This is a genomic window from bacterium (assembly GCA_012517375.1).
Lineage (GTDB): Bacteria > Hydrothermota > Tepidihabitantia > B3-TA06 > B3-TA06 > JAAYVC01.
This window is the reverse complement of record JAAYVC010000041.1, coordinates 1-13,101: the sequence shown is the minus strand read 5'-3', so window position 1 is coordinate 13,101 and position 13,101 is coordinate 1. Positions and strand designations below refer to the sequence as shown.

13 protein-coding genes are annotated in these 13,101 nt (G+C 48.2%); 12 read left to right on the top strand and 1 reads right to left on the bottom strand.

Features of this window, described 5'->3' with window-relative positions; all coding sequences use genetic code 11:
- From GX441_05125 to GX441_05070, 12 genes are all read left to right on the top strand, one after another.
- The coding region (locus GX441_05125) for a hypothetical protein (protein ID NLI98027.1) at nucleotides 1–214 on the top strand (214 nt) is incomplete at its 5' end.
- Nucleotides 180–656 (top strand): ribosomal protein S18-alanine N-acetyltransferase, encoded by a 477-nt coding sequence (gene rimI, locus GX441_05120; GenBank protein ID NLI98026.1) that lies wholly within the window; start codon nucleotides 180–182, stop codon nucleotides 654–656. The genes GX441_05125 and rimI, both read left to right, overlap by 35 nt.
- Complete coding sequence (locus tag GX441_05115) at nucleotides 643–1,557, top strand: hypothetical protein (GenBank protein ID NLI98025.1); 915 nt, start codon at nucleotides 643–645, stop codon at nucleotides 1,555–1,557. Before rimI ends, GX441_05115 begins: the two co-directional genes overlap by 14 nt.
- Entirely contained in the window at nucleotides 1,554–4,172 is a 2,619-nt protein-coding gene (locus tag GX441_05110; GenBank protein NLI98024.1) for a UvrD-helicase domain-containing protein, read from the top strand. The genes GX441_05115 and GX441_05110 overlap by 4 nt, the downstream gene beginning before the upstream one ends.
- A 100-nt stretch (nucleotides 4,173–4,272) precedes the next feature.
- Nucleotides 4,273–4,893, top strand: a complete 621-nt coding sequence (locus GX441_05105) for a MotA/TolQ/ExbB proton channel family protein (GenBank protein ID NLI98023.1) — start codon at nucleotides 4,273–4,275, stop codon at nucleotides 4,891–4,893.
- Nucleotides 4,894–4,906: 13 nt separating this feature from the next.
- Nucleotides 4,907–5,347: a biopolymer transporter ExbD gene (locus GX441_05100; GenBank protein ID NLI98022.1), complete on the top strand. Its 441-nt coding sequence runs from the start codon at nucleotides 4,907–4,909 to the stop codon at nucleotides 5,345–5,347.
- Nucleotides 5,344–5,757 carry a biopolymer transporter ExbD gene (locus GX441_05095; protein ID NLI98021.1) on the top strand — a complete coding sequence of 138 codons (414 nt, stop codon included), beginning with the start codon at nucleotides 5,344–5,346 and terminating at the stop codon, nucleotides 5,755–5,757. The genes GX441_05100 and GX441_05095 overlap by 4 nt, the downstream gene beginning before the upstream one ends.
- Before the next feature lie 8 nt (nucleotides 5,758–5,765).
- On the top strand, nucleotides 5,766–6,389 hold the full coding sequence (locus GX441_05090) for an energy transducer TonB (protein ID NLI98020.1): 624 nt from the start codon (nucleotides 5,766–5,768) through the stop codon (nucleotides 6,387–6,389).
- A gap of 222 nt (nucleotides 6,390–6,611) precedes the next feature.
- Nucleotides 6,612–8,567, top strand: coding sequence for a T9SS type A sorting domain-containing protein (locus GX441_05085; GenBank protein ID NLI98019.1), 1,956 nt, complete (start codon nucleotides 6,612–6,614; stop codon nucleotides 8,565–8,567).
- Nucleotides 8,568–8,729: 162 nt separating this feature from the next.
- A complete protein-coding gene (locus tag GX441_05080) occupies nucleotides 8,730–10,661 on the top strand; it encodes a T9SS type A sorting domain-containing protein (GenBank protein ID NLI98018.1) in 1,932 nt (643 codons plus the stop codon).
- A 59-nt stretch (nucleotides 10,662–10,720) separates the two neighbouring features.
- Nucleotides 10,721–11,626 (top strand): hypothetical protein, encoded by a 906-nt coding sequence (locus GX441_05075; GenBank protein ID NLI98017.1) that lies wholly within the window; start codon nucleotides 10,721–10,723, stop codon nucleotides 11,624–11,626.
- Nucleotides 11,627–11,705: 79 nt separating this feature from the next.
- The gene (locus GX441_05070; protein ID NLI98016.1) at nucleotides 11,706–12,716 is read left to right on the top strand and encodes a hypothetical protein; all 1,011 of its coding nucleotides are present in this window, start codon (nucleotides 11,706–11,708) and stop codon (nucleotides 12,714–12,716) included.
- 78 nt (nucleotides 12,717–12,794) lie between these two features.
- On the opposite strand, the gene GX441_05065 is transcribed toward GX441_05070, so the two are convergent.
- On the bottom strand, nucleotides 12,795–13,101 hold a 307-nt coding region (locus GX441_05065), incomplete at its 5' end, for a transposase (GenBank protein ID NLI98015.1).

Below are 13,101 nucleotides of genomic sequence, written 5' to 3'. Positions count from 1 at the left end.
CGGCCCAGGGTTTGCAAGATACGAAGCGGAGATAACCCAGTCCCTCGGCTCAAGACTGGCGACCGCTAAAGACAAAGAAGTAATCCCTTCGGCAGCTTCGCTTGCTCTTCTTGCCTGCGATATGAAAGACCAGGCCTGTGACCCTGAGATTCTTGAACCTCTATACCTGAGGAAGCCGGATGCCAGACACCATGAAAATAAGACCAATGGTTAATGCCGATCTCGCTAGGGTTTACGAGATTGAACAAGAATCCTTTCCGTCGCCGTGGTCAATGAAGATGCTCGAGGAGGAGCTGCTTCTTGAGCATTCTCTGTCGCTCGCGCTCGAGGAAGAAAACACCCTGAAAGCCTATCTTTTCGTAAGAACGGTTGCCGATGAGATGCATATAGTCAATCTCGCTGTGGATACTCGAGAACGAAAGAAAGGATTTGCCGCCCTGCTCATCAAGGAAACGCTTGCACGCTCAAGAGCAACTGGGGCGAAATATATTTTTCTTGAGGTCAGAACAACCAATCTGGCGGCTATACGGCTTTATGAAAAATTCGGTTTCCGGATTCTCAGGATGCGCTCCCGATACTACGAGGACTCCTCGGACGCCTACGAAATGGCATTAGTCATTGATGATGAACTCGGAGAAATTCATGACGATAGCTGAGGCTTTCGGGAGTCTGAAGATTGAAGATCCTCTGTTCGCAAGAAATCTCTCCGTATTCCCCATGACGAATGGCGAAGACTTACTGAAAAAGAACCTCATTACTCTTGAAGAGGGGATGGGGGCAGGATCGGTAGCCGTGAACGAACTTGATACGCCGATTATAGACAAGATTCGTATCGACAATATGGACGAAGACGATCTTTTTCTCTTAGACGGAGAGGAGATCTTTGGCGCCAGACAGACAAGGATAACCACAACGGCGGCGCTCGTTCCTGCAAAAACAAATATACAAATGCCTGTAGCCTGCATCGAGGAGGGCAGATGGGATGGGGATAGCGGATTCGAAGGAAGCTTTACAAGCGCACACCCGCGTCTGCGTTCAATAATCTGCAAAGGAGTCAATGACTCGCTGAGCAAAGGGTTGAATTATAAAGCGCCTCAGAAGGAAGTATGGAATGAGGTTACCCGCAAACTTACTAGCCTTGAAGTATCATCTGGAACTTCATCCTTTCACGACATATCATCAGCACTTAAGGAAGAAACCGGTCGTTACTTGATTGAACCAGAGGCTATGGATGGAGCCAGGGGGATGATAGTTACATCGGGTCTGAAACTTCTCGGAATCGAATATTCGGCAACTACCTCTCTCTTCAAACGTCTACTTCCGAAACTGCTGAGAGGCTACTCGCTGGATGCTATGGAGCAAAGATCATCCAGCAAACCACCCGATAAGAAAAATCTTGGAAAAATCCTGAATAGAATACAAGGGTTGAGAGGAAAAGGGTTTGCGGGTGTCTCATCGGGTAAAGAGCTGCGTTTCAGCGATTCCGAACTTCTTGGACGCGCGCTAGTAATTGATGATTGTATACTGCAAGCCTCTTTTTTCCCGGCGCTGAATTGATAAGACAGCTTCTTGGCAAGTACAGAATCGTCAAATGGCTTGGCGGAGGTCAGTTCGGCGACGTTTACCTTGCCGAGGATACCCTGCTTGAGCTTGAATTCGCGCTGAAGGTGTCGAGAATGAGACCCGGAGACGTAAGGATGCTAATGGGCGAGGCGCGCCTTCTCGCCTCGCTTTCTCATCCTAACATTGTTCGTTTTTACTCCGCAGATAAGATTGACGATCAGTTCGTTCTCGTTACTGAGTATGTTAATGGTTCTTCGCTTAGGGAAGCGCTCGAAAAGGGTCGCATGGATATCTCGGATGCTCTGAGGATTGAGCTTAGGATACTTGAAGCACTCGCATACGCTCATGAAAAGGGGCTCGTTCACCGTGACTTGAAACCCGAAAACGTATTGATTTCCGAAAAAGGTGATGTTAAAGTTGCCGACTTCGGACTTTCAAGGTTTATGAGTGAACGCTCTCTTGCGGCATCCGTAGCAGGAACGCCATACTACATGGCTCCGGAAGCGTGGCAGGGAAGATTTCTTAAGGAATCCGATATCTGGAGCGCCGGAGTGATTTTATATGAGATGCTTACAGGCACGCTTCCGTTTAAGGGAAAAAGTTTCGACGAAATTCGTTCAAGCGTCTTCGAGAAAGCCCCTGAACCCCCGAGCGTATTGAGGAGTGAAATACCGCGGCATATTGAAAGATCTTTGAACCTGATGCTTGAAAAAGACGCCTCCAGGAGACCCAGCCATACAATTGATGTAATTTCTGCTCTAAGGCCTGATGGTCGGAAGATTAAATCGCTGCGATTGCCTGCTGTAAAAGAAACCGGGGAGGGTATCAATCTGACATCTGAGCAGGCCGGTATCGTTTCTTCAGGAAATCAAAGGCTTCTCGTAATTGGAGGAGCAGGGAGCGGTAAAACGACGCTACTCGTTCATCGCGCTCATCATCTTATCGACGTTTTAGGTATTGAACCTGAAAAAACGCTGCTTCTCGCCTTCTCAAGAAAGGCGGCTCAGGAGATGCTTAAAAGACTCGAAAAGCTCTGTGCGAGACTGATGACTGGGATATGGGTTGAAACCTTTCATTCCTTTGCGCTGAGATTTTTAAGAAGCGAGGGCTGGCGGATCAATCTGTCTGAGGAGTTCCAGATTGTTTCTGCTGAGGATATGCTCGACATTATGGCTGGTAGGTGGGGTAAAAACAAAACACGTGAGCTTTTGAATAAAGTTGAACGCGTTAAGAGACAACGAACCCGACCAGATGACACCCCCGATGGTCCTGAAGGAAGCGAATTCACGAGGTTCTTTAAGGATTACGCTTCGATACTTGAGGGTAAAAACGGTCTCGATTTTACCGACCTTATTCTCTACTCAGCGTCGATACTTGAAACATATCTCGACGCGCGTTCTGAATGGCAAGCCAGGTTCAGTCATATTCTCGTAGACGAATTGCAGGATATCGATGCAGAGCAGTTTAGGATTTTAAATCTTCTAACAAGACCTGAAACCGGGCTTTTCCTTACAGGCGATCCGGCGCAGGCTATTTACAACTGGAGGGGGGCGGATTCGCGCTTTATCGACGCCTCTCGAAAATCTTTTGGGGACGTTAAGGAGTTTAAACTTAACGCAGCATTCAGATTCGGAGAGGAGATTAGCAAGGTGGCCTCGAATTTAATGGCACATTCAACCGATGACTCGACGCTCCCTAAACTTACGCTTGCCCTGGAGCCGGGTTCTTTTGAGTTCTACAAGGCAAGGGATCAGAAAGACGAAGCAAGATATGCTGCATCCAGAATAACACAACTATTGAATGAAGAAGATTTTAAGCCTTCCGACTGCATAGTATTATTCAGATCGAATTCTTACTCCAAAGTATTTGAGGACTCCTTTGTTAAGGAAAAGATTCCTTTTACAATAATAGGTTCACAATCCTTAGCTGAAAGAATTGAAATTCGCTATCTCATCCAAACACTGAACTTTATCGGCAAGGATATGAAGAAAACAGACTTGGAATTCTTGTACTGGCTCCTGGAGCTGAATCCCGGAACAAATAGTATTATCCTTGAGGACGGCTTTCCATCGCTATCAAAGGAAACTAGGGTGCGATCGAAATCGGGCGTTAAGGAGTTTCTCTCCAGTCTGATTGAGGTTTCGAAAAGAGCGGATGAGCTTTCTCCTGCCGATATCCTTGATTTCATCTCGGAATCTAAACCAACCCAAAGGCTATTTCTTAAGCCACCAGCCAAGGACGCCTTAGACAAATTAAAGAAAATTGCATCGGTCTTCGGGAAAGGAGAAACTAATCTGTTTATCGACCGCATAGACTTGCTTGAGGATCTGGAACTAGCTGAGTGGAACAATGACAAGGTGAAACTCATGTCAGCCCACTCGGCAAAAGGAGTCGAAGCGAAGGCCGTTTTCCTTACCGGCATGATAGAAGGTCTCTTTCCGATGGCAAGGAACGCAAACTCCCAGACGAGTCTAAGCGAAGAACGCAGACTTTGCTATGTAGCCTTAAGTCGCGCAAAAAAATATCTATTTGCATCTCTGCCCGGCTACAGATTCGGGCAGCCCACGAAACCTTCAAGATTCCTTCTGGAAATGCTTGGATTGATCTGAGTTAACCTTCGATTCGCCGCACCAAAAGCACTTGACAAGCAAGATGCATTGATTATACTCAAAATGAAGTACTAAAGAAGCCCTTAAAGGAGGCTATATAATGATCGATCTGTGGCAAAAAGGCGGGCCTGTAATGTGGCCCATACTCTTCGTAGCTTTGATAGGACTGGCATTTGTAATTGAAAGGCTAATCACCCTTCTGGGAAAGGCTGGTCTCAATCCTTTGAAGTTCATGGAACAGGTTAAGGCCGCCATTGACAAGGATGGTTTAAAAGGCGGGCAGGACCTCTGCGATTCTACTCCCCAGCCCGTGTCAAAGATTCTGGCTGCTGGCTTATCTAAGGTCAAACTGGGTCGTTCGTTTGTTGAGGAAAGTATGGCAGCAGCCGGCGCAGTAGAACTGGCGTTCCTTGATAGAGGCATGATATGGATCGCCATGAGTTCCACTCTGGCGCCGATTCTCGGATTCCTTGGGACGGTTACGGGTATGATAGGCGCATTTGAAGCAATCGTAAGAGCCGGTGAAGTGGAGCCGTCCGTTGTCGCATCGGGCATTTCCGAAGCGCTGATAACGACTGCTGCAGGGCTTGCTATCGCGGCGCCGATGGTTATCTTTCACACCCTCTTCACTCAGATGACCGATCGCTACTCCCGCGATATGGAACAGGCTGCGACCTCACTTGTGGACCATCTGCTTGAAAAGGGGCTCCTGAAGAGCTGAGAAGAGGTAAATAATGGTTTCTCTAAGGAAGAGAAAGAAAAGCGCCGCTGAAATACCCTCCTCTTCAATGTCTGATATCGCCTTCCTTCTCATAATATTCTTCATGACCGCAACCATCTTTGCCCGCGAGAAGGGTCTTACCATGCTCCTTCCCGAGAAGGGCGAGCAAGTCAAGATCGCCGGACGAAATATCATGCAGATACTTGTTTCTCCGACAGGCAAGGTCCTCGTGGAAGAAGAAGGCAAGCTGACTCCCTATAACGACTTAATGGAGCTTCGGCAATCCGTAGAAAAAGCGCTTAAACGGACAAACGACTCTATTTCAGTGGCAATCAAGGTGTCAAGACTTGCGCCGTACAATGTGATGATAGATGTTTTAGACCAGGTAAAGATGGCAAAAGCCACCCGTATCAGTCTTATTCCTCTTTCTGAAGAAGAAGGAGGCGGACAATGAAACTGGCTCGCAGATCGCAAGCTTCGGCGCAGATACCCACTTCTTCTATGTCCGACATCGCGTTCCTTCTGATACTCTTTTTCATGGTAACGACGGTTTTCAGCTCCGAAAAGGGCCTAAAGATAACCCTTCCAAAAGCCGAGGCTACGCAAAGAATTCGCTTGCGCAGCAACACAACAAACGTCTGGATAGATAAAAACAATTCCATCTCGATAGATGATAAGATTATCCCAAACAACGAGATGTTCGCCGGCGTAATTCAGGGCAAACTCGTTGACAAACCCGACCTCGTTGTGCTTCTGCGCGTAGATAAAGACGCTCGCTACGGACTTGTAAGCGATTTAATCGAAAAGATGAAGGAGGTAAAAGCTCTCAAGCTGACCTTCTCCACTCAATTCAAAAATCTTTAGGAGCAGAAATGAATGCAAAAGCCGTAGCAGACATCAAGACAAGTTACCCCTTTAACATCCGATGGGGTTTGATAGGCGCACTGCTGATAAGCATCGCTCTTTTCGCTCTTACGCCTCAACAGCTTAACATTAAGCCATATGAGAGAACCGCCAAAAAGGCGATCATCTCTGAAGACATAAACCTCGAAGTCGAAAACCTTGTAGCCCCTCCCCCCGAGGCTAAGCCTGCCGTGCCTGTAGAAGCGGAGACAGAAGCCGAGGTTGAAGCCGCAACCATAGCGCAAACGGAGTTCGCAGAGATTTACTCGAAACCTGAAGAGGCTGTGGAGATACCTATTGTGCCTTACTACAAGGTTGAAAAGAAGCCTGCGCCTCAGTATTCCCCTAAACCTGACTACCCTGCAATCGCCAAAAGCGCCGGTTATGAAGGTCAGGTAATAGTAGAAGCTATTGTCTATCCGGACGGTTCGGTCGGCGAAGTAAAAGTGACTAAATCATCCGGATATCCGGAGCTGGACCGCTCGGCAACGGACGCTGCGCGTAAATGGAAGTTTTCGCCTGGAGAACAGAGAGGAGTACCGGTCAAGGTTCCGGTGAGCATCCCATTCAACTTCAGGCTGACGGACCAGTAAAAAGCGAGATAATGAGAATCACAACTCCAAATCATGGAGCATAACTGAGGAAAAAGACAGAAGTTGTAGTGGTTTGTACCTCGGATGGGATTAGTATAATGTTCCTGCCTCTCCTTGCAACTGCAACCTGTCTACATTTAAAGAAGCTAATCAGGCGGTTGCACAACCTTAAGGATCTGTGCAATCCGTCTAAATCAATAAGCTAAGCTAAGGAGGAAAGCTATGCTAAAAAAACTCTTGGTGCTGACGTTCGCGTTGGTGGTCGTGGCTTTCGCCGGATTCCCTGTAGAATCGGCGGTCACCTCTCAACTAACACCGGCAAGCGCTCTCAACTTTTCTGACAACACTCCTGACCCCGTTACCTCTCTGCCTATCAATCCGTTCCTCATGTCCTCGCTGGGCGAGCAGTTCGGCACAACTGCATACGATGCACAGCGTTGGGACGACGGCGTACGCGTGGCCGTGGATAAAGACGGCAACGCGCACCTTACATACATGTACTACCCGCTCTCCGGCGGAACTTATAACAGCCGCGCCATCATGTACAATGTCTGGAAAGCGGCCGATGGCGAGTTTGCCTTCCCGGCAAGCATTAAAGTGTCGGGCGCTTTAAGGGCCGGCTATCCGTCTATCGCGGTTCTTGCAGACGGCAGAGCGGTAGTCGCATACCACGAAACCGAGATAGTAGGCGTTGATACTACGCATTATTGCGTGGTCGCGATTGACGAAGCGCCTATGCTGGGCGCATTCTCGACAAAGAAGCTTCAGGTGCAGACCGATAAGTTGGGTATTTGGCCCGACGTCAAGATCGGTTCCGACGATGTAATCCACGTACTGGCTCTCCAAAGCAAGAACATTGGATACGACGGAAGCGAAATCTACTACTGCCGCTCCACAAACAAGGGCACAAGCTTCTCTAACTGGACGACAATAGGCGACGACGCTATTCAGGACGGACGCCTCTCGGTCTCTCCTGACGGCAAAAAAGTCGCCGTACTCTGGCCTACCGGCTTCAAGAGCCCGGGAAGCGACACGCTTTGGATTAACTTCGGCAACTTTGAATACCGCGAATCTACGGATGGCGGAGCTACATGGAAGCCTAAAGTCATATTCACAAAGGACCGCTATCCTGAAGAGGCTATTGTCGACGAAAACTTCCGTATATGGGGCACCTACAACGGCATGAGCCTTACGGGGACATACGACAACAATGGCGTTCTGCATGCAATAGTCTCCGAGGGCTGGATATGCACTCCCGAACCCACAAGTTATCAGTGGATACCCAGAAACGCGATGCGTTTCGTCCACTGGGATAACCAAACCAATGAGTTCACCGAAGGCGTTTCCGGCAAGATGAATATAATACCCACGGCTGGCGACGGCAATCCCTGGGAAACCCCGCTTGACTCGTTCTGGGGCTGGGGCTATATTACAGCTCCTCCAACAGGAGCCAACGGCAGCCGGCCCTACATGGGCTGCATCCTGCCTATAATGGGCAGATGGGGTTCAAACCTCGTATGCGTTTGGCAAGGACAGCCAGACACGCTCGATATAAGCGCAGCCGGCTACATAAACATGGATATCTTCGTCTCGGTTTCAGACGACAATGGAAAGACGTGGCGTCCGATCGATGACTTTGATTCTACCGACCTCGGAACATACGCTGCATATTTTACAAATCTGACGAATACGCATACGCCTGATGCAGGACCTGGCGCTTGCGACGACGAAGGCTCGGTTTCGATATGGCCTATAATCGGAACCGACAACAAGCTCCACATCACGTACGTTGAAGACAAGTTCGCGGAAACCTTCGTCTACGGCGATCCAACCCAGACCGACAACCCTGTGAAGTATTTGGCCAAGACTGGCCTTAAAGTTGGAAAGAACACGGATGAAGGAGGCGTAGAAGAATCTCCTGTTCCAGCATCCGGCATCGAGCTTGTAGGAAGCGGACCATTCACAGGCTCCGTAACCTTCAAGATTAACGCTCCTGCGGCGAAAGCGAGCCTTAACATATACGACGCAACCGGAGCCCTCGTTGGAACCGTAGTTTCAGGCAGCGTAAGCTCAGGCAACGTATCCTGGAACGCAAGCGACGTACCTGCTGGCGTCTACTTCTACTCCTTCTCGACTTCTGCCAAGACATCCACCGGTCGCCTTGTAGTAATTCATTAATAAAAAAATAATAATTCCAAAAAGGGAGAGCTTGCTAGCTCTCCCTTTTTGTTTATAATAATACAGATTTAGACGCTACCATGGTCTGAATCGGATGGTTAAAAACAGGGGCTGCTGGAGTCATAACCGGCTAGTCCGCAACTATGAGCTAAGGAGGTTAAAATGCTTAGAAAACTCATAGTGTCTATGTGTGTCATGTTTGTGGCGGCTCTTTCAGGCTATTCGCCTGAGTCTATTGCCACCTCAAAAATCTCATCCGTTGACCTGCACAAAAGCGATAATGAACCCGAACACGACGCGTCTTCTGCAAACAATCCTTTTATTATAGCATCTCCTGGAGTACAAATAGGAACCACAGCTTATGACGTTCAACGGTGGGACGACGGCGTGCGCGTGGCAGTGGATAAGAGCGGCAACGTACACTTCACCTACATGTACTACCCTCTCTCCGGCGGAGCTTACAACAGCCGCGCCGTCATGTACAATGTCTGGCTTCCGGATAAAGGCGAGTTCGCGTTCAAGCCAAGCGTAAAGATATCCGGCGCTTTAAGAGCCGGTTACCCGACTATCGGGGTCCTTTCCGACGGCAGAGCGGTAATCGCATACCACGAATCCGAAATCATTGGGGTTGATACATCCAATTATTGTTGTGTTACAGTAGATGAAGCCCCTATTTTGGGCGCATTCTCCTCAAAAAGGCTTCAGTACCTTGCTGGGAAAGAGCCTCTGTGGCCGGATATAAAAATCGGAGCCGATGACGTTATCCATATTAAGGCTCACCAGTCTGTAAATGATTATCAGTATGACGGTGAAGAGACTTATTACTGCCGTTCCACCGACAAGGGCAAAACCTTCTCCAACTGGACAACAATAACAAATGGAACAGTAAACCAGGGAAGTATTACAGTATCTCCTGACGGGAAAAAAATTGCGGTATTGTATATCCTTGGGTATAAATATCCGGGAAACGACACCGTCTATTACAACTTCGGTCACTACGGCTACCGCGAATCGACCGACGCCGGGAAAACATGGGGGGCTGCAACAATAATTACCAAAGACCGTTTCCCTGATGAAGCAATAATTGATGAGGACTTCCGCCTATGGGGCGTCTACAACGGCATGAACTTGACAGGTTCATACGATGACAAAGGCTTACTTCACGTTATTATGGCTGAAGGCTACATCAGCACGCCGGATTTAGAACACTTCAGCTGGATACCCAGGAATGCAATCCGTCTCGTTCACTGGGCAAGCGGCACGAAGCAGTTTTCCGCAGGCGTATCCGGCAGGATGAATGTAATACCAACTAATGGAGGGGGGAACCCATGGGAAAGCCCGCTTGACTCGTTCTGGGGATGGGGCTATATTACAACGCCTCCGACAGGCGGCGACGCTGACCGTCCCTACATCGGATGCATACTGCCCGTCCTTGCAAGATGGGGTTCTAAACTCGTATGCGTATGGCAGGGTCAAACCGACACTCTCGATATAAGCGCTGCAGGATACGTAAACATGGATATCTTCGTCTCGGTTTCCGGCGACTACGGAAATACGTGGCGTCCTATCGAGGACTTTGATTCTACCGACCTCGGAACATACGCTGCGTACTTTACAAACTTGACGAACACCCATACGCCTGATGCAGGACCTGGCGCCTGCAGCGACGAAGCCTCTGTCTCTATATGGCCTATAGTCGGAACCGACAACATACTCCACATCACATACATTGAAGACAAGTTTGCGGAAAACTTCGTTTACGGAGATCCTACTCAAACCCTTAATCCTGTAATGTACCTTAAATTACAACTTGTCGGAATTAAGGAAAACCCCGAACCGCAAACTGCTTCTATTGAATTGCTTGAGAAAGGGGTCTTCACAGGCGCCGTGACCTTCAAGATAAATGCTGCCTTGACCAGCGCAAGCCTAAGGATTTTTGATGCCTCGGGTGCACTCGTCGAAACCGTAGTTTCGGGTAAGGTAGACCAGGGTACTATAACCTGGAATTCATCGAGATTCCCCTCAGGGGTCTACTTTTACAACTTAAAGACCCCATCCTCTACATCCAGCGGACGTATTGTTGTAGTCCATTAGAAAAGTCAAACGAATGGGGGAGAGCTTGCACGCTCTCCCCTTTTTGCATATAATGAAATATGAAAAAATACCTTTATCCGATTTTTGTGATCGTCCCAATGCTTGTTATTTTTTCAAGCTGTGAAGAGCCCAAACCAGAGGCTTGGCTCTGGAACGCTGATGACAGCTTAGCCATCATGGAACTCGTGGAACCGCAGAAAGGCTTCCTCAGTTCAAAAGATTTTATTCCTTCATCAGCCATAAGCATATCGTTTCCCGCGGAACTAATTGAACAGATCAAAAGCGATACCTCATACAATCGTTACCTTGTTAAAGAGTTTTCTTTTTCGCTCACAGATTCGGTATTTGCATACAAGTTTGAGTCGGCTGTGGATACGACAGTGACGGGCTATGTGTATGATACGCTTAAGGGACAGATTACACTCTCTGTCGATTCCTTTTTTGCACAGGGCAGCGAATTACCTGAGGCCCTCGATACGTCTTTCACCAAGGCTCTCAGATATTCTTCGAGGAACGCCATCTTCTTTGACTCACTAGGCGGTGATTCAAAATGGCGCATAGCAAAATATTCAGGAGGATGCGATGGTCAGTCTCCTGATGTTTCTGCATCTCCTGTTCTTGACAGCTTGAAGCTTGATTTCGGTTCAAAGAATCTCACGGTAATCTTTCCGGCTGATACTATTCTCTATGGGATTCGCGGGCTGCATGAACCCTCTAAGTTCGTTTCCATCAGTTCAGGTCAAAGCATTTCTATTGCAGGAGTATACCCTAAAGAAACCGACACCATTGTTCTCTATGTAAAAGGCGAAGGCGGATGGATACCGTACACTGATGGAATAAGCTTAGCTTTTTCGAAAAAGGGATTGCAACGTATTTATGTTATCGGAATAAGCCTCAAAAGCATCCTGACGGCTACAGGAGAGTGGTCTTCCGTAATCTGGGGATTACCAATCGTGGTTAATTGAGTCCGGTAAACCTGCCTTTGTACTTATCGGTTAAGCCGCAGAGCTCATGTTGACGTATTTTTTGATTTGCCATTTCCTGATGACCGGAGCAGAAACATATACGAACAAATCACCCATCAGGAATGCTTTGCGCCCATTGGAGATACCGACTTATGAGGGTTCGGGCCAGGTAGTCCATCCTGATATCCTTTTTTTTAATGACGGCTGGCAAGGATGGGGATACTGGATGGCTTTTACGCCTTATCCTTTCGAGAAGGGAAAATACGAGAATCCAAGCGTCGCCGTCAGTCAGGACGGCTTGTCGTGGCAGGTTCCGGACGGACTCGAAAACCCGCTTGATTCGGCGTCCCATTACGTTAACTGCGATCCAGATTTGAGAAACAATCCTTCAACGAAAGAGCTGTTTCTTTACTATATAGATAGGGGTCCAAGAGAGAGCTATCTTAAGCTGACGGCATCGAAAGAAGGAATCGTCTGGTCAAAACCTATGGTTGTTTTTGAAACCCCTAATTTTTTTGTCTCTCCTGCGATTGTCATCAAGAAAAACAAGGACGGCAAGGATTTTTTCTACATGTGGGCAGTAAGGACTAGTGGATGGGCCTCCTCTAACTCCGCCTTAGAATTCATGGAATCCGCGGACGGATACGTCTGGAGCGAACCTGAGACCCTTTCAGTGAATCTGCCTCAGAAAGTCATATGGCATCTGGATGTTGCTTATATTGAATATTATCAGGAATTCTGGGCGCTTCTATGCTGCTATGATTCCTTGAGCGTTTATGACTTCCCGAAAAAGGTATGGGTAGAAACAAATTCGGCCCCGGACAAGATAGTTCCAACAGGGCTTTACCTGGCGAGATCTAAGAACGGCAGAAGCTGGCAGGCTTGCTCAAAGCCCATACTTATGCCCACCAGGGACGGCTGGGATTCGGAACGAATTTACCGCAGCACCTTCCTTTATGACTCCCTCGATAACCGCATTCGCATATGGTACAGCGCGGCAAACAGGAACAAAGAATGGCATGTCGGCTACACCGAATGTGATTTCAATAAACTGGCAGGATATCTGGGTTGGATGATCGACTCCCTCTGACCATGAAAAACGCCATGGAGCGTCTTGCAAAAAGCTCCTCTTTGGTTCGTGAAAGGATTTGTATTTCTGCCGTAGGCTTCAGAACAAAACAACTATCTTGTCCATGGTCAATAGATTGTTACCAGGTATAAGTGGGTTGAGTTCATCAAGAAGGATGACAGGGAAGAGGATGAAGTTATCATCGAGGTGATTGTAGCCTAGGGATTGTAGTTTGGCAAGAGGGGAGAGACCGCCCATGCCTTTGCCGAAGTGCGGTCTTTTGAGGTTGTAGACATACTGCCAAGCCTGAGCCGATTTGAGGAACTGGTCGGTATCATTCCAGCAGAGGATCATAGGTAAGTAGAACTCCTCATCGTCGGTGAGGTGGCTGCGCTCGACCCTTCCG

What these genes read in the sequence shown, in the direction of transcription:
- rimI (NLI98026.1), top strand. Translation starts at nt 180, where the DNA reads ATGCCAGACACCATGAAAATAAGACCAATGGTTAATGCCGATCTCGCT.
- GX441_05115 (NLI98025.1), top strand. Translation starts at nt 643, where the DNA reads ATGACGATAGCTGAGGCTTTCGGGAGTCTGAAGATTGAAGATCCTCTG.
- GX441_05105 (NLI98023.1), top strand. Translation starts at nt 4,273, where the DNA reads ATGATCGATCTGTGGCAAAAAGGCGGGCCTGTAATGTGGCCCATACTC.
- GX441_05100 (NLI98022.1), top strand. Translation starts at nt 4,907, where the DNA reads ATGGTTTCTCTAAGGAAGAGAAAGAAAAGCGCCGCTGAAATACCCTCC.
- GX441_05095 (NLI98021.1), top strand. Translation starts at nt 5,344, where the DNA reads ATGAAACTGGCTCGCAGATCGCAAGCTTCGGCGCAGATACCCACTTCT.
- GX441_05090 (NLI98020.1), top strand. Translation starts at nt 5,766, where the DNA reads ATGAATGCAAAAGCCGTAGCAGACATCAAGACAAGTTACCCCTTTAAC.
- GX441_05085 (NLI98019.1), top strand. Translation starts at nt 6,612, where the DNA reads ATGCTAAAAAAACTCTTGGTGCTGACGTTCGCGTTGGTGGTCGTGGCT.
- GX441_05080 (NLI98018.1), top strand. Translation starts at nt 8,730, where the DNA reads ATGCTTAGAAAACTCATAGTGTCTATGTGTGTCATGTTTGTGGCGGCT.
- GX441_05075 (NLI98017.1), top strand. Translation starts at nt 10,721, where the DNA reads ATGAAAAAATACCTTTATCCGATTTTTGTGATCGTCCCAATGCTTGTT.
- GX441_05070 (NLI98016.1), top strand. Translation starts at nt 11,706, where the DNA reads ATGACCGGAGCAGAAACATATACGAACAAATCACCCATCAGGAATGCT.